General features: G+C 53.5%; 19 protein-coding genes. 12 read left to right on the forward strand and 7 right to left on the reverse strand.

The features are described from left to right. Positions 1 to 1036: 1036 nt before the first annotated feature. From B9K09_RS20410 to B9K09_RS20420, 3 genes are all read left to right on the forward strand, one after another. Positions 1037 to 2299, forward strand: coding sequence for a hypothetical protein (locus B9K09_RS20410; protein WP_087518523.1), 1263 nt, complete (start codon positions 1037 to 1039; stop codon positions 2297 to 2299). Further along, positions 2296 to 2703 (forward strand): hypothetical protein, encoded by a 408-nt coding sequence (locus tag B9K09_RS20415; protein ID WP_087518524.1) that lies wholly within the window; start codon positions 2296 to 2298, stop codon positions 2701 to 2703. The genes B9K09_RS20410 and B9K09_RS20415 overlap by 4 nt, the downstream gene beginning before the upstream one ends. 97 nt (positions 2704 to 2800) lie before the next feature. Then, positions 2801 to 3199: a hypothetical protein gene (locus tag B9K09_RS20420; RefSeq protein ID WP_087518525.1), complete on the forward strand. Its 399-nt coding sequence runs from the start codon at positions 2801 to 2803 to the stop codon at positions 3197 to 3199. 69 nt (positions 3200 to 3268) lie between these two features. Here the strand turns inward: B9K09_RS20420 and cptA are convergent, their stop codons facing one another. From cptA to thiI, 3 genes are all read right to left on the reverse strand, one after another. Beyond that, positions 3269 to 5008, reverse strand: a complete 1740-nt coding sequence (gene cptA, locus B9K09_RS20425) for a phosphoethanolamine transferase CptA (protein ID WP_087518526.1) — start codon at positions 5006 to 5008, stop codon at positions 3269 to 3271. Positions 5009 to 5214: 206 nt separating this feature from the next. Beyond that, complete coding sequence (typA, locus tag B9K09_RS20430) at positions 5215 to 7026, reverse strand: translational GTPase TypA (RefSeq protein ID WP_087518527.1); 1812 nt, start codon at positions 7024 to 7026, stop codon at positions 5215 to 5217. Between the two features lie 189 nt (positions 7027 to 7215). Then, positions 7216 to 8670, reverse strand: a complete 1455-nt coding sequence (gene thiI, locus B9K09_RS20435) for a tRNA uracil 4-sulfurtransferase ThiI (protein ID WP_087519211.1) — start codon at positions 8668 to 8670, stop codon at positions 7216 to 7218. Between the two features lie 327 nt (positions 8671 to 8997). Here thiI and glnA point away from each other — a divergent pair, with 327 nt between their 5' ends. The 6 genes from glnA (at position 8998) to B9K09_RS20465 (ending at position 15128) form a co-directional block, all read left to right on the forward strand. Then, on the forward strand, positions 8998 to 10404 hold the full coding sequence (gene glnA, locus B9K09_RS20440) for a glutamate--ammonia ligase (protein WP_087518528.1): 1407 nt from the start codon (positions 8998 to 9000) through the stop codon (positions 10402 to 10404). A 201-nt stretch (positions 10405 to 10605) separates the two neighbouring features. After that, entirely contained in the window at positions 10606 to 11166 is a 561-nt protein-coding gene (locus tag B9K09_RS20445) for a DUF4124 domain-containing protein (protein ID WP_087518529.1), read from the forward strand. Then, the gene (locus B9K09_RS20450; RefSeq protein WP_087518530.1) at positions 11166 to 11780 is read left to right on the forward strand and encodes a DUF4124 domain-containing protein; all 615 of its coding nucleotides are present in this window, start codon (positions 11166 to 11168) and stop codon (positions 11778 to 11780) included. Before B9K09_RS20445 ends, B9K09_RS20450 begins: the two co-directional genes overlap by 1 nt. A 195-nt stretch (positions 11781 to 11975) precedes the next feature. Continuing rightward, positions 11976 to 13061 (forward strand): nitrogen regulation protein NR(II), encoded by a 1086-nt coding sequence (gene glnL, locus B9K09_RS20455; RefSeq protein WP_087518531.1) that lies wholly within the window; start codon positions 11976 to 11978, stop codon positions 13059 to 13061. Next, positions 13058 to 14494 carry a nitrogen regulation protein NR(I) gene (gene ntrC / locus B9K09_RS20460; protein WP_087518532.1) on the forward strand — a complete coding sequence of 479 codons (1437 nt, stop codon included), beginning with the start codon at positions 13058 to 13060 and terminating at the stop codon, positions 14492 to 14494. Before glnL ends, ntrC begins: the two co-directional genes overlap by 4 nt. Before the next feature lie 181 nt (positions 14495 to 14675). After that, a complete protein-coding gene (locus tag B9K09_RS20465) occupies positions 14676 to 15128 on the forward strand; it encodes an SRPBCC family protein (RefSeq protein WP_087518533.1) in 453 nt (150 codons plus the stop codon). Between the two features lie 290 nt (positions 15129 to 15418). Here the strand turns inward: B9K09_RS20465 and B9K09_RS20470 are convergent, their stop codons facing one another. Beyond that, positions 15419 to 15859 carry a hypothetical protein gene (locus B9K09_RS20470; protein WP_087518534.1) on the reverse strand — a complete coding sequence of 147 codons (441 nt, stop codon included), beginning with the start codon at positions 15857 to 15859 and terminating at the stop codon, positions 15419 to 15421. Between B9K09_RS20470 and trmL the strand changes: the two genes are divergently transcribed. Then, complete coding sequence (gene trmL, locus B9K09_RS20475) at positions 15858 to 16346, forward strand: tRNA (uridine(34)/cytosine(34)/5-carboxymethylaminomethyluridine(34)-2'-O)-methyltransferase TrmL (protein ID WP_087518535.1); 489 nt, start codon at positions 15858 to 15860, stop codon at positions 16344 to 16346. The two genes, B9K09_RS20470 and trmL, sit on opposite strands and share 2 nt — an antisense overlap. Positions 16347 to 16413: 67 nt before the next feature. Here the strand turns inward: trmL and secB are convergent, their stop codons facing one another. Genes secB through B9K09_RS20490 form a run of 3 tightly spaced genes read right to left on the reverse strand, consistent with a single transcriptional unit; the run spans position 16414 to position 17611 of the window. Further along, positions 16414 to 16899: a protein-export chaperone SecB gene (secB, locus tag B9K09_RS20480; RefSeq protein WP_087518536.1), complete on the reverse strand. Its 486-nt coding sequence runs from the start codon at positions 16897 to 16899 to the stop codon at positions 16414 to 16416. 45 nt (positions 16900 to 16944) lie between these two features. Further along, on the reverse strand, positions 16945 to 17196 hold the full coding sequence (grxC, locus tag B9K09_RS20485) for a glutaredoxin 3 (RefSeq protein ID WP_087518537.1): 252 nt from the start codon (positions 17194 to 17196) through the stop codon (positions 16945 to 16947). A gap of 1 nt (position 17197) precedes the next feature. Continuing rightward, positions 17198 to 17611: a rhodanese-like domain-containing protein gene (locus tag B9K09_RS20490; protein ID WP_087518538.1), complete on the reverse strand. Its 414-nt coding sequence runs from the start codon at positions 17609 to 17611 to the stop codon at positions 17198 to 17200. A 139-nt stretch (positions 17612 to 17750) separates the two neighbouring features. Between B9K09_RS20490 and gpmI the strand changes: the two genes are divergently transcribed. Both gpmI and B9K09_RS20500 read left to right on the forward strand, forming a co-directional pair. After that, positions 17751 to 19289, forward strand: a complete 1539-nt coding sequence (gene gpmI / locus B9K09_RS20495) for a 2,3-bisphosphoglycerate-independent phosphoglycerate mutase (RefSeq protein ID WP_087518539.1) — start codon at positions 17751 to 17753, stop codon at positions 19287 to 19289. A gap of 111 nt (positions 19290 to 19400) precedes the next feature. Continuing rightward, the gene (locus tag B9K09_RS20500) at positions 19401 to 20657 is read left to right on the forward strand and encodes a murein hydrolase activator EnvC (protein ID WP_087518540.1); all 1257 of its coding nucleotides are present in this window, start codon (positions 19401 to 19403) and stop codon (positions 20655 to 20657) included. Positions 20658 to 20659 lie beyond the last annotated feature (2 nt).

A 20659-nucleotide genomic window follows, 5' to 3' on the forward strand; every position in this document is an offset into this window, starting at 1 on the left:
ATCCGGTTCTCCGTTATTTAATAACTGCATAAACAACACTCAAAAACGAGAGCTGTTTCCCTGATGGGTATTCTCGATAACAGTAAATATTACCGCTACGCAGAATAATGGAGGCCGTTACACAACGGAATCGACGGCATTTAAAAAGTATAATTTATAAAACAGAATAACCATAAAAGCAGGTGATCAGGATATATCGCGACTTCACAAATCACTGGAAAAACAAAAATCAGCGCATCGCCATAAGATATTACAAACAAACCAAATTCGTTATTTTGAAAAGCACAATAATAAATAACCGCATAACGTGGCGACTCGAATTTAATTTAACTTTATGTAAAAGCTCAAGAAAAAGGTATGACACTATTAAATCTGACGGGTGAGTGTAACTGGCTAAACGATAAAAGCTGGCTGAAGTAGAAGGCTTTTTCAGTAAAAACAGGAAAGCAGTTCGCCACCATGCTTGTTTTGCAGGATAAGGCCACGGGGAATGTCAGCTTTGAATTCTCTACAAACACAATAGTATTTTATCCATTAGAATCTTAGGTTATTTAATGGCTAGTAACACTTACGGCGAAGTTATGCGCGTTTTATCTAACGTGCGCAACATCCGTGCATTTGTCCGTGACAATTGAAAGTGAAGGATTTGACCCTTGGCAATTGGCGGGTGATGAATTTCAACCTAGAACTCGAACAAACTGGTGGAACCACTAGTTCCAACACTTAAACAGCATGTAGACCACGACTTGAGTGCCAACGTTATCCGCAAAGCTCTAGGTGATGGGCAGCGTCCGATCTTTGACTGATCACGCCACCGTCAAACCCCGTTGATCCTGGGCTTTTCGAGGGGTGAAGTCCAACGGAACGAAAACGTACACTAAATGTGTATTCCGACGATTCTGACACCCAGTTCCAGCGATTGCACCCGGCATATCCTTAGAGCTGTTCTGGCACAATGTTCGTAAATAGGAGCCAATTGGCCGATATCTTGAAAAAGGTACACTCTTGCCTGATTCGACAATACAAGGAGATTTTCATGGCGACGGACAGCTTTAAAGACCAGACTTACCCGTTCGATCAGAGTTCGGATCTGGACACCGGCTGGCTGGCGGACAGCACCGGCACCCGCGACTCCAGTTGGGGAACTAATCACGGCTGGGGCCGTCAGGCCGAGTTGCCGAAGACCAAGCCAGCTAACGGCGGCGCATCCTTTGCCGCATGGGAGCAGAAAGCTGAAGCCATCCCCGAGCTTTCGGACTGGCCACCACCGGACATGCCCAAGTTCCCCGTCCCACTGCCGCCCGGTTTTTATGTCGTACCACGCAGCATGTCCGGCGAGCAGGTACTCGCCAAGTTGTTTGCCGATACGCCCTACAAAGATCTGGTCAGCCGCATCAAGTCGCTGAATCCCACCTTCGCCCAAGGTTTCAAGGCTGGGGAAATGTTGGTCTTGGGTAACCTCATCAACCCAACCGCCTGCCTGCGTGAAGAGGCCGACCTGATGGCGGCTGCCGCCAAGGTACGTACCGCCCTGGAGCCGTTGAGCGAAGGCGAAGCCGACTTCATGGCAAGGCATCAGGCTGAAATTGCCTTGATGGTGGGTGGCGCCAGCAAGTCGCTAGGGATTAGCACCGACATGCTGGGAAAGGGCTTGAAGCAGATCGAGGAGACGCTTCGCGACATCGAGTTTCTCCACCAACGCGAATTTGCCACACATGGCCATCTGCAAAGTTCGCAATTCTTTGCCACCCGCCAGCAGTTGTACCGCCAGCTCGACAAGCAGTTGAAGGCCACCTTCCTCGGCAAGCAGCTAGGCTTGGGAAGCTATTCAACCCTGCGCCGTGACCTCGGCATTTCTACCCGCAGCCTGGTACACCATTGGAGCAATGGCGGTGCACCGGGCCAGATTCCCGGCTACGCCACCCATATGGACGAGGTCGCCAAAGCGGCCAAATACCTCAAGTACGGCGGCTATATTGGCATCGCCTTGGGCGGCACGGCCTCTACCTTGAAGGTTAAGGAGGTGTGCGAGGCGGGGGAAACCCAGGCGTGCCAGAAAATCCGCTTCACTGAGACGGGCAGCTTTGCTGGGGGGGTAGGTGGTGGATCAGCAGGAATATGGGCTGGTGGGCTTGCTATTCCGACAGTTTGCCCGGCTATCGGACTAGCTTCGGGCGGCTTAGGTGGAATCGTTTGCGGCCTAGTTGTAATCGCCGGGGCTTCGGTTGCTGGCAGTGCTGGTGGTGGGTGGGCTGGAGGTTTGGTGGGAGAGAAAATCTACGAGAGGAGCCAGCAATGAACTTCAACGTTTGGTTTGAAACTTGGCCCTTGGATTTGCAGATTGCCTTTCTTTTGGCACCCTTCGTGATTGCGCTGTCTGGCGTTGCGATTGGCGTCTATATCGCTTGTAGCCGCCACTTCGATAGCATGATCTCGGCGTTTCCCAAAAGCGCTTGGGCTAGACAGCGGGACATCTTGGGAACAAGCAGTCTGGCCTCGCGGTGCTACTTGGTCAGCTCGCTCAGCGGTGCCTTGCTCTTTCCGCAGCACCTTGTTCGCAAAGGAGTGATCGATGCCGACGATGTCAGCGATTTCCCCCCTTCGCTGAGGCGTCTGATGGCAGTATCCGCTTGGCTGGTAATTGTCGGCATGGCCTGGTTATTCCTGGCTGTTGGCCTGCTCAAGCTTAGCGGTGCCACATAACCCTCTGATTGTAATCGCCAGGGCTTCGGTTGCTGGCAGTGTTGGCGGGGGGGTGGGCTGGTGGGCTAGCGGGAGAAGAAATCTATAAGGTGTTGCAATGATTGACTTTTATAGTTGGCACCCATACTTACGAATCACTTTCCTTCTCGCACCTTTCGTGATTGCGCTGTCTGGCTTGGCTGTTCAGGTATACATCACCCATCGTTACTATGATCAAGTTATTTCGGCGTTTCCAAATAGCCTTGGCGTACGGAATTATCAACGGATGTGGGCAGGATTCGATTTCATATCGCGCTGCATGCAGGTTGGTAGCACCGGAGGTTTCGTACTCTGGCCAAATATCCATATTCGGCAAGGCACACTTGACCCGGAGGAAGTCCGCAACTTCCCCCCCGAAATAAAACGGCTTATGGTCATTGCTTGGCGACTCGGCTTTGTCGGCATGGCCTGGCTGTTCCTGGCTGTTGGCCTGCTCAAGCTTAGCGGTGCCACATAACCCTCTGGTTGTAATCGCCAGGGCTTCGCTTACTGGCAGTGCTGTTTTTCAGCAGCGCCTTAGTGTCGACTAGTTGGTCGCCACGTCATCCTTGCTCAACTGTATTTTCTTTGGCTTGATCAAGCTGAAATCAATCAACGACTTCGGTTTATACGGATCGCCAATGATTTGCGGACGGACGATGAATGTGTTGCTCACCAAGCTCTTGCTCTTATCCAACTCGCCAAAGCTCAGCCCAGCCAAATCAGCCCAGGTATGGATCAGGTTCGAGCTGCTGTAAGGCCGTTCAAGCATGCTGCTGAAGTCAAAAGAGTTGTGTGCTTTCCACTTATCCGACGCCCAGACCATAAACGGGATGGTATACATCGGCGAAGTTGGCTTACCTTCGTTACGACCAATCACACCACCTTTCGGAGTGTCGAACACGGCCTCGCCATGATCCGACAGATACAACAGGAAACCATCCGGCTTGGTCGCTGAGAACTGCTTGATCAGGCTAGATACGACGAAGTCGTTGTACAGCACCGCATTGTCGTAGCTGTTGTAGGTTGCTAACTGGTCCTCAGTCACCCACTTTGGCGCGCCTTTATTATCGGTAAACTTGTCAAAGTCTTCCGGATAACGGTACTTGTAGCGCATGTGCGTACCCAGCAAGTGCACCACAATCAGCTTGCGCGGCGCTTTGTCAGCCAACACTTTGGCAAAGGGCTCAAGTACATCACCGTCGTATTGGCGAGCATTCTGATTGAGGTTGTTGTTCAGGTAATACTGCTCATCCGTCTGCTCAGAGAATGTGGTGAGCATGGTATTGCGCTTGGTCATGGTCTGCTGATTGGTGATCCAGAAGGTCTTGTAACCGGCCTGTTTCATCATGTTGACCAACGATGGCGTCGTCAGATAACCGTCTGGATTCTTCTCATCGGCAAAGGTCAGAACCTGCTGCAGTGCCTCGATCGTGTAAGGGCGCGGCGTTACTACATTGTCGAATACCTGCAACTGATCACGCAGCTTATCCAGCTCCGGTGTAGTTTCACGCGGGTAGCCATAAAGGCTCATTCGCTGACGGTTGGTTGATTCACCAATTACCAACACCAAGGTTGTCGGCTTGTCAGCACGCACATCCTTCATATTCTCGAGCGGCGCAAGCTTGGCGTTGCCCGCCAGAAGCTTTTCCATGTTGTCGAGTTGCTGGCGGTATTTACCAAAGCCCACAACCAACTGCCAAGGCACTGCTGGCTCGATGCGCTCTGCAAACTGCTCGAGTGCCAGACCCAGCGTTGCACGCTTGCTGATCTCTTTAGCCAACGGGTAGCCAATCAAACTAAGCAGCAGCACAACACTGAGCACCCGAGCCTGGGTAACGCCAAACTCGAGCGGTCGGATTTTGCGCCACAGTAACCAAGCAACAACGGTATAAACGAGATAGACCGGAATCATCCACCACACGAAGTAGTGGCCAAAATATTCCATGCTTTCTGCCATGTTCGATTCGAACATGATGAAAATAACGCTTTGTGAAAATTGCTGGCCATAAATACAGAAGTAGCCCAACCCCACTAAAGAGCACGCCCATAAAACCACGCCAACCACAGCGGCGATGTTTTTGGTTTGCTTGGGGAATAACAAGACCGGGATCAGCCACATACCACTGACCAAAAACGCTTGGCGGAAACTGACAAAACCCGTGGTGTCTGTCAGTTGAATCAATAACTGTGTAACGCCGGAGAAATACCAGAAAAACAGGAACAACCAACCGAGCCCTGCCCAATCCCAACGTTTTTCATCCTTGGCGGCTGCCGCTACTTGCATGTCCAACTCCTACTCAATACCGATACACTCAACGGCCCCGAACATGTGCACTTAAAACGGGACGAGCGATTAAAGCCGGGCAAAATAGCAGAAACATTGTGAAAAGAATGTCGATTATTTTTGTCATTACACGCCAAAAACGGACACAAAAAAGCCCCTGACAGCCAAGCTGCCAGGGGCTTTTTAGGTGTAGCTAAAACTAATGCTTAGTTTTTGCTAGCACGCTTACGGTCAGTCTCAAGCAGGAACTTCTTACGCAGACGGATCGACTTAGGCGTGATTTCAGCCAATTCGTCGTCTTCGATGAATTCCAGAGCTTGTTCCAAGGTGTAACGGATTGGCGGAACCAGAGCGATGGTTTCGTCTTTACCGGAAGCACGCATGTTATCGAGCTTCTTACCCTTGGTTGGGTTAACAACCAGATCGTTATCACGGCTGTTGATACCAACCAGCATGCCTTCGTATACGTCGTCGCCGTGGCCGAGGAACAACTTACCGCGAGCCTGCAGCGTTTCCAGCGAGTAAGTCAGAGCCTTACCAGTGGCGCTGGAAACCAGAACGCCCTGAATACGACCGCCCATATCGCCCGACTTCATCGGACCATAGTGGCTGAAGATGCTGGTCAGGATGCCCGAACCCGAAGTCAGGGTCAGGAACTGGTTACGGAAGCCGATCAGGCCACGCGCAGGAATGGTGTACTCAAGACGTACACGACCCTTGCCGTCTGGAACCATGTTGGTCAGGTCACCTTTACGGTTACCCATCTGCTCCATCATCGGACCCTGGTGCTGCTCTTCCAGGTCGATGGTGACGTTTTCGAATGGTTCGTGCTTAGCGCCGTCAACCATGCGGATGATAACTTCCGGACGACCTACAGCCAGCTCGAAGCCTTCGCGGCGCATGGTTTCGATCAGTACCGAGAGGTGCAATTCACCACGGCCAGAAACCTTGAACTTGTCAGCGCTGTCGCCTTCTTCAACGCGCAGGGCAACGTTGTACAGCAACTCTTTGTCGAGACGCTCTTTGATATTACGGCTGGTGACGAACTTGCCTTCCTTACCGCAGAACGGCGAGTCGTTAACCTGGAAGGTCATGCTCACGGTTGGCTCGTCAACGGTCAACGGCTCAAGCGCTTCAACATTCAGCGGATCACACAGAGTGTCGGAAATGAACAGCTCGTCCATGCCGCTTACGCAAACGATATCACCGGCTTGCGCTTCGTTGACTTCAACGCGCTGCAGACCCGAGTGACCCATGATCTTGAGGATACGGCCGTTACGCTTCTTGCCGTCAGTACCAATAGCGGTCACTGGAGTGTTGGTCTTGACCTTACCGCGAGCGATACGACCGATACCGATAACACCGAGGAAGCTGTTGTAGTCCAGTTGCGAGATTTGCATCTGGAACGGGCCATCAACGTCTACGGCTGGAGCCGGTACGTGGTCGATGATCGCCTGGAACAGCGGGTCCATGGTTTCTTCGAGCTTATCGTGCTCAAGACCTGCAATCCCGTTCAGGGCGCTGCAATAAACGATTGGGAAATCGAGTTGCTCTTCGGTTGCACCCAAGTTATCGAACAGGTCGAAAATCTGGTCAACAACCCAGTCAGGACGTGCGCCCGGACGGTCGATCTTGTTGATTACAACGATAGGACGCAAGCCAGCTTTAAACGCTTTCTGAGTTACGAAGCGAGTCTGTGGCATCGGGCCGTCTTGGGCGTCAACCACCAGCAGCACGGAGTCAACCATGCTCATTACACGCTCAACTTCACCACCGAAGTCGGCGTGGCCCGGGGTGTCTACGATGTTGATGTCGTAGTCATGCCATTTCAGAGCGGTGTTTTTAGCCAGAATGGTAATGCCACGCTCTTTTTCCTGGTCGTTGCTGTCCATCACGCGCTCGTTTTCAAGCTCTTTACGGTCAAGCGTGCCGGACTGGCGCAGGAGTTTGTCTACCAGGGTGGTTTTACCATGGTCAACGTGGGCAATGATTGCGATGTTACGTAGATTATCGATCACTTGTGTATCTCGATCAGAGGATTCGGTCTGCCGCATAGTTTAGGCGGCGAGTATTAAGTAATTATAAATTCTGCCAGACGGCGTAAAAACGCATCGAGCGATGGCCAAAGCGCCTCGCTCAGCAGCTTTTACGCCGCCTGTATGTCGGGAGGGCGATGGCGGATGCTGCCGCCATTCAACCCGGGCGTCTTATGTCGGACGATAAACGCGCACATTCGCATGCCCCTCATTTAATAAGTGGTGAGCATGCAAGCGACTCATGACACCCTTGTCGCAATACAACAAATACTGGCGACTAGGATCCAACTCTTTAAAGCGACTGTTGAGTGCGTAGAACGGCAGCGTTTGCACCTCAGTGCCGGGCAGCTGTAATGGCTCGTCCTCGGCGCTGTCCGGATGGCGGATATCAATAATGACATGTCCGGCAAGGGCTTCGCTGACTTCCTCAACCTGAATATCTTTGCCCAGCTCATCAATGACCTTGTCGATCGGTAGCTGGGTTGCGCTCTGAACTGCACGCTCAAGCACCGTCATATCGAACTGCTTTTCTTCATAAGCAATGCGATCGGGCTTGGCTTTGGTGGTCGGGTTGATCGAAATCACACCGCAGTATTCAGGCATATGCTTGGCAAAGTCGGCGGTGCCGATCTGCGTCGCGGTATTAATAATGTCTTGCTTATGGCTGGCCAATAGCGGGCGCAGCACCAGCTTCTCAGTGGCGGCGTCGATCACCGACAAGTTGGGCAGGGTCTGGCTCGACACCTGCGAGATAGCTTCGCCGGTCACCAGAGCGTCGATCTGCAAGCGATCACTGATCTGCGTAGCGGCGCGCAACATCATGCGCTTCAACACCACACCCATCTGGCTGTTATCCACCTTGCCGAGGATTTCGCCGAGCACTTCCTCAAACGGAACGCTAATAAACAGTACGCGTTGCGAGCTGCCGAATTTCTTCCACAGATAATGCGCAACTTCCATCACGCCCAACTCGTGGGCGCGGCCACCGAGATTGAAGAAGCAAAAGTGAGTCACCAGGCCACGACGCATCATTTGATAGGCGGCGACGGTTGAGTCAAAGCCGCCCGACATCAATACCAGCGTCTGCTCCAGCGAACCCAGTGGATAACCGCCAAGGCCTTCATGCTGGTGATGGATGACGAACAGCCGTTGGTCACGGATTTCCATGCGCACGACAACGTCAGGATATTTCAGAGAGATACCGGCAGCGCCACACTGCTGACGCAACTGACTGCCTACATAACGCTCAACATCCATCGAGCTGAAGGGGTGCTTGCCCGCACGCTTGCAGCGCACAGAAAAAATCTTGCCCGGCAATTGGTCAGCGAAATGCAGCTTGCACTTTTCCAGTACATCGTCGAAATCACCCAGTGGGTATTCGTTGACTTCCAGGAAATGAGTGATCCCCGGCGTGCAGCTAAGACGATTAGTCAGCTCGCCGAGAAGCTTGGCATCAGTTAGGGTTGTCTCCACTTCCAGATTATCCCAGACACCGGTAACCGAGAGCTGCGGATCGAGATCGCGCAACACGGAGCGGATGTTCTTGGCCAATTGCCGGATGAAGTTCTTGCGAACGGGCCGACTCTTGATGGTGATTTCTGGGAAAACTTTTACGATCAGTTTCATGGAAGCAACGCGCGCCAAGCTCGCGAAAAAACAGGGGCGCGGATTATAGCGGAAATTGTGCAAGGTTTGATCAAAAACCTTACTCAAACATTTTAGCGCACTAAAGTGGTGCCAAATTACTTTGCGCAGCACTTATTTGGTGCGCGGATCAATTTATAAATTGCGATCAACCCCCGCCGCTCCTGCGTTTGCGGGTTTTAGTCCATCACAGTGCACTGGCATGCAAATTGCTCCCTTGTGAGGCAGGTAGTACTGGCGGAGTATCCGCCGAGCTTTTCCGAATTTTGTGGGCTCAACAGATTGAGCCTAATCCGCCTGGAGGACAGCATGTCGAAGTCGATTCAACTTATTAAAGAACACGACGTGAAGTGGGTAGACCTGCGCTTCACTGACACCAAGGGTAAGCAGCACCACGTAACCATGCCCGCACGCGACGCGCTGGATGAAGACTTCTTCGAACATGGCAAAATGTTCGACGGTTCCTCTATTCATGGCTGGAAAGGTATCGAAGCTTCCGACATGATCCTGATGCCGGTTGATGAAACCGCCGTGCTGGACCCGTTCACCGAAGAGCCAACCCTGATTCTGGTTTGCGACATCGTTGAGCCAAGCACCATGCAAGGCTACGACCGCGACCCACGTTCCATCGCCAAGCGCGCTGAAGAATTCCTTAAGTCGACCGGCATCGGTGACACTGTATTCGTTGGCCCGGAGCCTGAGTTCTTCATCTTCGACGAAGTAAAGTTCAAGTCGGACATCTCCGGCTCGATGTTCAAAATCTACTCCGAGCAAGGTTCCTGGAACACTGACGGCGACATCGAAGGCGGCAACAAAGGCCACCGTCCAGCCGTTAAAGGTGGTTATTTCCCAGTTCCGCCATGCGACCACGATCATGAAATCCGTACCGCCATGTGTAATGCCATGGAAGATATGGGTCTGGTCATCGAAGTTCACCACCACGAAGTGGCGACTGCCGGCCAGAACGAAATCGGCGTTAAGTTCAACACCCTGGTAGCCAAGGCTGACGAAGTTCAGACCCTGAAGTACTGCGTGCACAACGTTGCTGACGCCTACGGCAAAACCGCTACCTTTATGCCTAAGCCACTGTACGGCGATAACGGCTCGGGTATGCACGTTCACATGTCGATCTCCAAAGACGGCAAGAACACCTTCTCCGGCGAAGGCTATGCCGGCCTGTCTGACATCGCTCTGTACTTCATCGGCGGTATCATCAAGCACGGTAAGGCACTGAACGGCTTCACCAACCCATCGACCAACTCCTACAAGCGTTTGGTCCCTGGCTTCGAAGCTCCAGTAATGCTGGCTTACTCGGCTCGCAACCGTTCTGCCTCGATCCGTATTCCTTACGTTGCCAGCCCTAAAGCTCGCCGTATCGAAGCGCGCTTCCCGGATCCAGCAGCCAACCCATACCTAGCCTTCGCAGCATTGCTGATGGCTGGTATCGACGGTATCCAGAACAAGATCCACCCTGGCGATGCAGCTGACAAAAACCTGTACGACCTGCCACCAGAAGAAGGCAAGTTGATCCCACAGGTTTGCGGCAGCCTGAAAGAAGCCCTGGAAGAGCTCGACAAAGGTCGTGCGTTCCTGACCAAAGGCGGCGTATTCAGCGACGACTTCATCGATGCTTATCTCGAACTCAAGCACGAAGAAGAAATCAAAGTACGCACCTTCGTACACCCACTGGAATACGACCTGTACTACAGCGTCTAATCCAGCCGGTATGACAAAAGGCCACCCTCGGGTGGCCTTTTGTTTTTATAAGACTGCAACCCGGACCAAACCCGCGTAGATTGTCCGCCAGCGCCCTCACCCCCTTGTTTTATGCGCCCGCACACACTGCAACATGCCGACACTTGCCAGCAGCGCTGAGCAGTGCAATCTTTATTAGCAAACTCAATTGAGAGATCGGCCATGCGCACCCTAATTGCCTGCCTTTTACTCGCCGCCGCCCTGCCGGCCAGCGCGCAAATCTATAAATACACAGACGCCAACGGCAACACGGTTTTCACCAATGAGCCACCTGATGGCGCCAAGACAGAAGTCATCGAGCTACCCAAAACCAACACAGTAGAGATGCAAACACCGAAAGCGCCAATCAGCGATGACAGCACAGAGGCCCCTGCCGAAGCTCAGGCGTCTTATCAAGTGCTTGAGCTAACAGGCATACCCGATGAAGCAGCGCTGCGTGCAAACAACGGCACATTCAGCGTCGGCGTTAATATTCAGCCACGTCTATCGCCAGCCCATCGCCTGCAACTCGTGCTCGACGGCCAGCCTTATGGCGAGCCGTCTAACGTACCGCGCCTACAACTGAACAATATTGATCGCGGCGAGCACTCACTGGCAGTGCAAGTGATCAGCGCCACCAACACCGTGCAACAAAGCGAAACCAGCTTCTTTACCGTGCAACGGGTCAACACCAACAACAGCCCCGCATTCGTTCCTAAACCTAAACCTAAGCCAGCCCCTTAATGCGCGCACTTTTAATCTGTTTATTGCTGCTCAGTAGCCTGCCCGCCTCGGCGCAGGTCTACACCTATATAGATGCGGAAGGGAATCGGGTGTTTACCGACCAACCCAGAGGTGGTGATGCCAAGCCGGTCAAAATGGCACCCACCAACGGCATGACTCCCACCATCAAGCTAAAACCGGAAGTTGAACAAACCCAACCGGTGGTTTTGTCCTATCAACTTCTGCGCATTTTGGTGCCACAACCCGATGCAACGATTCGCGACAACGCAGGCAATCTGATTGTCAGCGCCACCAGTGAACCGGAACTGCTACCCGGCCATCGTTTTCGTTTGATCCTCGATGGCGATGTGATCGGCGAGACCGGCCGCAGCCCGGTTTTCCCACTTGAAAATATTGATCGCGGCACGCACCAATTGGCCGTTGAAATCATTGATGAGCATGAGCGCATCATTGAGCGAACGCCAAGTCAGCCATTCCACCTGCTGCGCACGTCGCTGGCGCAAAAGCGCCAGGTTAATCCCTGCAAAATAAAAGACTTTGGTGTGCGCCCGGAATGCCCGCTGAAGGATAAACCTGAAGAAGAAAGCGACATTCCTTTCGTTCCTTTTATGTAGCCCATCACGCACTCGCACCACTTTAGTGCGCGCGCGAGCAACGACTTCTATACTCTCCCTGTTTTGGGTCGCCCTGCGCACGGCGATCTACACCTATTTATGGGCGTTGTCGCTATTTATGCGGGTTAAACGCTACTTTTCAGGGCTTTGGTTTGCTTCTTGCATTTTCATAACCACTGCCGGAAGCCGATGCCTATGATCATTAACGACGCACTGCACCGCCTGCTACTCGACAACCTGACAACCGCTACATTATTGCTCGACGCAGAACTGTGTCTTGAATACATGAACCCGGCTGCCGAAATGCTCTTAGCCGTAAGCGGCCAACGCAGCCACGGCCAATTTATCAGTGAGCTTTTCACTGAGTCCGCTGAAGCACTCAGCTCATTGCGCCAAGCGGTTGATGAAGCCCATCCATTCAACAAGCGTGAAGCGGTACTGACCTCGATAACCGGGCAAAACCTCACCGTAGACTATGCTGTTACACCGGTGATTAGTCGCGGCAAAACCTTGCTCCTGCTCGAAGTCTTCCCTCGCGACCGCATGCTGCGCATCACCAAAGAAGAAGCGCAGCTTTCCAAGCAAGAGACCACCAAACTGCTGGTTCGCGGCTTAGCTCACGAGATCAAAAACCCACTGGGTGGCATTCGTGGTGCAGCGCAACTGCTGGCCCGTGAACTCCCCGAAGACAACCTCAAGGATTACACCAACGTGATCATTGAAGAAGCTGATCGCCTGCGTAATTTGGTTGACCGCATGCTTGGCTCGAACAAGCTGCCGTCGCTATCGATGACCAACGTGCATGAAGTGCTCGAGCGCGTCAGCAGCCTGGTTGAAGCCGAAAGCCAAGGCTGCATCACCTTGGTGCGTGACTACGATCCGAGCATCCCGGATGTACTGATCGACCGCGAACAAATGATCCAGGCCATGCTCAATATCGTGCGCAACGCCATGCAGGCGCTGAGCCCATTGAGCGATATGCGCTTGGGTCGCATTACCCTGCGCACTCGGGCATTGCGCCAGTTCACCATTGGTCATGTGCGTCATCGCCTGGTCACCAAGATTGAAATTATCGACAACGGCCCCGGCATCCCTCCAGAGCTGCAAGAAACCATTTTCTTCCCAATGGTCAGTGGCCGTGCCGACGGCACCGGACTTGGCCTTGCAATCACGCAGAACATTATTAGTCAGCACCAAGGTCTGATCGAGTGCGAAAGCCATCCAGGCCACACCGTATTCACGATCTTTCTGCCGCTGGAACAAGGAGCAACTCAGCCATGAGCCGTAGTGAAACCGTCTGGATTGTCGACGACGACCGTTCTATCCGCTGGGTACTGGAAAAAGCCTTGCAGCAAGAAGGTATGATCACTCAAACCTTCGACAACGCCGATGGCCTGCTTACCCGCCTGACGCGCCAACAGCCTGATGTGATTATTTCTGATATTCGCATGCCGGGCGTTAGCGGGCTGGACCTGCTTGCCCGCATTCAAGACCTGCATCCGCGCCTACCGGTCATCATCATGACTGCACATTCCGACCTCGACAGTGCGGTAGCCTCTTATCAAGGTGGCGCATTCGAATATTTGCCCAAGCCGTTTGACGTGGATGAGGCGATTTCGCTGGTCAAGCGCGCTAATCAGCATGCGCAAGAACAGCAAAACCTCAGCGTTCCAGTTGCTGAAGCACAAACACCCGAAATCATCGGTGAAGCGCCAGCGATGCAGGAAGTGTTTCGCGCCATCGGCCGCTTATCGCACTCCAATATCACGGTTTTGATTAACGGCGAGTCAGGCACAGGTAAAGAGCTGGTTGCCCACGCACTGCATCGCCACAGCCCACGCGCCGCATCACCGTTCATTGCGCTGAACATGGCGGCCATTCCTAAAGACTTGATGGAATCCGAGCTGTTTGGTCATGAAAAAGGCGCGTTCACCGGGGCAGCCAATCAGCGTCGCGGCCGCTTCGAGCAAGCTGATGGCGGCACCCTTTTTCTCGATGAAATCGGCGACATGCCCGCCGACACCCAGACTCGCCTGCTGCGGGTACTGGCTGATGGCGAGTTCTATCGCGTGGGCGGGCATACGCCAGTCAAGGTTGACGTGCGGATTATTGCCGCCACTCACCAGAATCTTGAAAGCCTGGTGCATGCGGGCAAATTCCGCGAAGACTTGTTCCATCGCCTCAACGTCATTCGCATTCACATTCCGCGTTTGTCAGACCGCCGTGAAGACATTCCAACCTTGGCCCGGCACTTCCTCAGCCGCGCTGCACTTGAACTGTCGGTCGAACCCAAGCTACTGAAAAGCGAAACCGAAGATTACCTGCAACAACTGCAGTGGCCGGGCAATGTGCGTCAGCTGGAAAACACCTGTCGCTGGATCACCGTCATGGCCTCTGGCCGTGAAGTGCATATCGATGACCTGCCGCCTGAGCTGCTCTCGCAACCACAAGACAGCACTCCCGTCAGCAATTGGGAACAAGCATTGCGTCAATGGGCGGATCAATCATTGGCCCGCGGCCAGTCAAATCTACTCGACAGTGCCGTCCCCGCATTTGAGCGCATCATGATTGAAACAGCACTCAAACATACCGCTGGCCGGCGCCGCGATGCCTCGATCTTGCTCGGCTGGGGTCGCAACACCCTCACCCGCAAAATCAAAGAACTGGGCATGAACATCGACGGCAGCGATGACGACGACGGCGATGACAACTGAGTTTGCTGTAAGCGTATAAGCAACACAAAAACGGGCCTTGCATTAAGGCCCGTTTTTTATGCGCAGGACATAGACATAAGCACGCTTATTGAGAGTGCCAGCGTTTGAACTAAGCTGGATAGGTTGGGTGCGGCCTGCCACTGGCGGCTGCGCACAGTTGACCTATTCGCAGGAGAATGCGATGCCTACCGGTACAGTGCAACTACACCGTGTGCTACGGGCACCGCCTGAGCGCATTTATAAAGCCTTTACCGATAAAGGCGCTTTGGAACGCTGGCTACCCCCGTATGGTTTCATCGGGACAATCCACGCAATGGATGTTCGCGTCGGTGGCGGTTACCAGATGTCCTTCACCAACTTCGGCAGTGCAAGCAGCCATTCTTTCAGCGCTGAATACGTTGAGTTAGTCCCTCACAAGCGAATTCAACATATAGACCGCTTTGACAGCAAACACCTTCCCGGTGAAATGATGGTATCGATCGATCTAAAAGCCGTTTCCTGCGGAACCGACGTCCGCATTGTTCAAGAAGGCATTCCTTCTGTGATTCCAGAAGAAATGTGCTACTTGGGCTGGCAAGAGTCTCTCGAGCAGCTAGCGCGGCTTGTAGAACCGGATATTCCAGAGCATGAATAAGCAATCAATTGGCAGCGGCTGGTTAATGACCTCAACCAAGCAGCTTTCGCAATAAACCTGCCATCACCGAGAATAAGCCATGCCCAAAAACGGCGCTCAAATGGAGCGTATGCACTCATGAGAGACACTTTTTGGGATTCAAAGTCCGTTGCAATAAGCTTTCTATGGCGCAAACAGCCCGTCTTTCCTGACATCAAGGCGCAATACAAAAGTTGGCATACTGCCTGCATATACCTAAGCAACTCCAGTTTTGGGGGCCTTGGTACAGGCAGGCCGGGGATTCCCCTCTTTTATTGCTCTTGCAGGCTGACGCTCAGCCGCCATTGCCCGTCTACCTCTTCAGCGCGCCATTCGCCGCGCAGAGGGCGGGCCGCAATAACCGTTAACACCATATCCCGCTCATCTCTTTGCAACCGCCAGTTAACCGCTCGCCCATTGAGCTGTAACTGGCCTTGCTGCTCGCGCCCCAGCGTTCGCAAACGCAGCACATAAGCGCCGTTGTACTCGCCGCTTTGCGGGGCTGGTTGCTCGTTGAACCACAGCTGCAGCCCAGCCTCCCGCACCTCGATACGATCAAGACGCAAGGCATCCGGGCGAAACAAATCACCAAACATTAAACCGATTAAAAAGCCAAAAATGGCCAAGGAGCCAATCACTTGTAACCAAGGACGAGGCCGATCACCCGTATCGGGAGTAGAATACTGCCCGCCTTCACGCTCGGAGCCGCGCATGTTTCACGTCATCCTTTTTCAACCAGAAATACCACCCAATACCGGCAACATTATCAGGCTCTGCGCCAATAGCGGATGCAGCCTGCATTTAATCGAGCCAATCGGCTTTGAGTTGGATGATAAACGTCTGCGGCGCGCAGGGTTGGATTACCACGAGTACGCCACGCTACAGCGCCATACAGACCTTGAGAGCTGCCTGGCCAGCCTCGGCCAGCCACGGGTGTTCGCTTTCACCACCAAAGGCACGCAAGGCTTCCACGAAGTGAGTTATCAAGCAGGTGACGCATTTCTATTTGGTCCGGAAAGTCGCGGCTTGCCGCAGGAGGTGCGTGACGCGCTGCCCGTTGAGCAGTGTGTGCGCTTGCCGATGCGTGAAGGCTGTCGCAGCCTGAACCTGTCGAATACCGTAGCCGTTGCGGTTTACGAGGCATGGCGCCAACAAGGTTTTGCCATGCCGCCAACGAACCAGGCCAAGCCCGCTAATTAAGCTGCAGTCATAAAAAACGCCCCGAGGGGCGTTTTTTATGAGCAACTCAACTCAGGCTGATGCCTTATTAAGCTGTGGTTTCTGGTGCCGCTTGCTGCAGACGCTGTAGCTCCTGGGCGTACAGTGCATCGAAGTTCACCGGCGCCAGCATCAACGCAGGGAACGAGCCGCGGACAACCAAGCTGTCCAGGGTTTCGCGGGCGTATGGGAACAAGATGTTCGGGCAGAAAGCGCCAAGGGTGTGGCTCATCGATGCGCCATCCAGACCTTTGATCAGGAAGATACCCGCCTGCTGAACTTCAGCAATGAAGGCAACTTCTTCACCGTTCTTAACGGTCACAGACAAAGTCAGCACGATTTCATGGAAGTCACCGTCCAGAGGTTTCTGTCGAGTGTTCAGATCCATCTCGACCGTAGGCGTCCATTCCTTACGGAAAATCTCTGGGCTTTTCGGTGCTTCGAAGGAAAGGTCACGTACGTAGATACGCTGCAGCGAGAACTGTGGAGTTTGTTCTTCAGTTGCGCCCGCACCATTGTTTGCTTGTTCAGTCATACCAATGCCTTCTTATTAGTTAAAGCAGAATTTAAAGTCTTACCGTTATGCCTTGAGCAAGGCGTCGAGCTTGCCGGCGCGCTCCAAGGCATGAAGTTCGTCGCTACCACCCACATGGGTTTCGCCGATCCAAATCTGTGGAACCGAAGTTCTACCTGCTTTACGTGTCATTTCTGCACGCAGTGCAGAATTACCATCGACGCGCATTTCAGTGAAGGCCACCCCTTTGTTCACCAGCAATTGCTTGGCACGCACGCAGTAGGGGCAATAGTCGCTTGAGTAGATGACGACTTCCATCTCACTTCACCACAGGTAAGTTATCACCACGCCAAGTGGACATCCCACCCGACAATTTTGCTGCGGTGAAGCCCGCTTTTTGCAGATCACGCGCAGCTGTACCCGCATGTTGACCGGCAGCATCAATTACAACAATGGTTTTAGCCTTGTGTTTTTCTAGTTCTGCCATACGAGTCGCGACCTTGTCGTAGGGAATGTGCAGCGCACCCACAATATGGCCAGCGGAGAAATCTTTTTGCGAGCGCACATCCAGTGCGACCCCTTGCTCGCTATTAAGCAACGCGGTCAGCTCACGGCTGCTCAAGCTCTTGCCGCCCTTTCGCAGCTCAGTAACCAGCAACAACACAAGCAGGATTACGAAAGTGCCGACAAGCAAATAGTGGTTAGTGACAAATTCAATGGCGTTGGCAAGCATCAGGAAATTCCAGGACGGTAAAATGCCGGCCAGTATACACAGCCCCACAAGTCGGCCAAACCCCGTCCAGCGGTGACTTGATAGCCGCTAGGCCTTAAAATGGTCAATCTTTATGCCTACAACAGAGTGAGCCAGCTTTATGAGCGCCACGCCAAAACCTTTGGTACTGATCATTCTTGATGGTTTCGGGCACAGTGACAGCCCCGAACACAACGCCATTTTTGCCGCCAATACACCGGTCTACGATCACTTGCGTGCGACACAACCGCACGGTTTGATCTCCGGCAGTGGCATGGACGTTGGCCTGCCAGACGGTCAAATGGGCAATTCAGAAGTAGGCCACATGAACCTCGGCGCTGGCCGGGTGGTGTACCAAGACTTTACCCGCGTGACCAAAGCCATTCGTGATGGCGAGTTTTTCGACAACCCAGTCATCAACCAAGCAGTTGATGACGCGGTAAATAACGCTAAAGCCGTGCATATTCTCGGCCTGCTCTCCGACGGCGGCGTACATAGCCACCAAGATCACATTGCCGCCATGGTTGAACTGGCGGTAAAGCGCGGCGCTGAAAAAATTTATCTGCATGCTTTTCTTGATGGTCGCGATACGCCGCCAAAGAGCGCGCAAACATCGATCGATCTACTCGACAGCACTTTCGCCAAGCTCGGCAAAGGGCGTATCGCCAGCATCATCGGCCGCTACTTCGCCATGGACCGCGACAATCGTTGGGACCGTGTCGAGCAAGCCTATAGCCTGATTGCCAATGGTCAAGGCCAGTTCAACGCAGCAAACGCCAGCGCGGGCCTTGAAGCAGCCTACGCACGTGGTGAAAGCGATGAATTCGTTAAAGCGACCACTATTGGCGACGCGGTATCGGTTGCAGACGGCGATGCCGTCATTTTCATGAACTTTCGCGCAGACCGTGCGCGTGAACTGACGCGCAGCTTCGTCGAGCCAGACTTCAGTGAGTTCAGCCGTGCCCGCGTTCCCCAGCTCGCTGGTTTCATCATGCTCACACAGTACGCAGCCAGCATCGATACACCGAGCGCATTCAAACCGACGCCATTGACCAATGTGCTCGGCGAGTACCTGGCCAACAACGGCAAGACGCAACTGCGCATCGCCGAAACCGAAAAATACGCCCACGTGACGTTCTTTTTCTCAGGCGGCCGTGAAGAGCCATTTGCCGGTGAAGAGCGCATCCTGATTCCATCGCCGAATGTCGCCACCTATGACTTGCAGCCGCAAATGAGCGCGCCGGAAGTCACTGACAAAATCGTCGATGCCATTGAGAACCAACGTTACGACGTCATCGTGGTCAATTATGCCAACGGCGACATGGTCGGCCATACCGGCGTATTCGCCGCCGCAGTGGCCGCAGTGGAATGCCTGGACAGCTGTGTCGGGCGCATTGTCAGCGCGCTCGATAAAGTAGGTGGTGAAGCGTTGATTACCGCCGACCACGGCAATGTTGAGCAAATGGAAGATGAATCAACTGGCCAAGCGCACACTGCGCATACCTGTGAGCCGGTGCCATTTATTTATGTTGGCAAGCGCGACACCCAAGTCCGTGATGGCGCTGTACTGGCAGATATCGCCCCAACCATGCTTACGTTGCTGGGTTTGCCGGTGCCAAGCGAGATGACCGGCACCAGCATTCTGACCTTCGATAAGTGAGGATTGGTCGATAAAATCCACAAATGCCTCAGCCCGCTGGTCTGGGGCATTTTTTTTGCTCCAGACCACGGGCATACTAGAGCCACTTTATGCACAGGTATGCCCCGCCCCATGTTTCGCGCCCTAATTCTGATATTGATGACGTGCTTACTCTCCCCTGCATTCGCAGACGAGAAAACTGACGCGCAAAAAAAACTTAATGCCGCCCAGTCAGATGTCGTCGAGCTGAAGAAGCTGCTGCAAAAAATTCAGCAGGAAAAATCTGGCATACAGAAATCGCTGAAACAGACGGAAACCGAGATGGGCGAGCTGGAAAAGCAGGTCAAAGGCCTGCAAGAACAGCTCGACGACGGTGCAGAAGAGATCAAGCGCCTCGAAACAGAGAAAAAAAAACTCCAGAGCGCACGAATTGAACAGCAACGCCTGATCGGGATTCAAGCCAGAGCGGCCTACCAAAGCGGTCGCCAGGAGTACATCAAGCTGCTGCTCAACCAGCAAAATCCCGAGAAATTCTCGCGCACCATGACTTATTACGACTATGTCAGTAAGGCGCGCATGGAGCAGTTGAATACCTTCAACGAAACCCTGCGCCAATTGGCTAACGTCGAAAATGACATCACCGCCCAGCAGCACCAGCTACTTGAGCAAAAAAACACGCTAGACACCCAGACTGAAAAGCTTGCTCAGGTGCGCAAGGAACGTCAGGTTGCTCTGGCCAAACTGAACAAAGACTACTCGGCGCGCGACAAAAAGCTCAAAGCCCGTCAGCGCGATCAGGCGCAGTTGGCCAAAGTCATCAAAACCATCGATGAAACTCTCGCTCGGCAGGCCCGTGAAGCCGAAGCAGCACGGCAAAGAGCATTGGCCGCCGCCAACCAGGCAAAACAACAGAACAGTTCTTCAGGCTCACCCGCCGCTAGCGCGAGCGGGCCAGTTGTCAGCGCTGGCGCGGTCTACGGCGGTAAATTCGCCAACGCCCGCGGCAAGCTACCTTGGCCAGTTAATGGCCGTTTACTAGCACGCTACGGAACCCCGCGTGGTGGAGACGCTCGAACCAAGTGGGATGGCGTACTAATCAGCGCAACCGCTGGTAGCCAGGTCCGCGCCGTACATGGCGGTCGTGTAGTTTTCGCTGACTGGTTGCGTGGAGCCGGACTTCTGGTCATTCTCGATCACGGCAATGGTTATTTGAGCCTGTACGGGCACAATCAGAGCTTACTCAGGGACGCTGGAGAAGTGGTTAAAGCTGGCGATCCTATAGCAACAGTAGGCACCAGTGGCGGGCAAAGTACGCCTGCATTGTATTTTGCAATTCGCCAGAAGGGTCGCCCTAGCGATCCGGCACAATGGTGCCGCGCGCAAGGATAAGC

It is taken from the genome of Pseudomonas sp. M30-35 (assembly GCF_002163625.1).
Taxonomy (GTDB): Bacteria; Pseudomonadota; Gammaproteobacteria; order Pseudomonadales; family Pseudomonadaceae; genus Aquipseudomonas.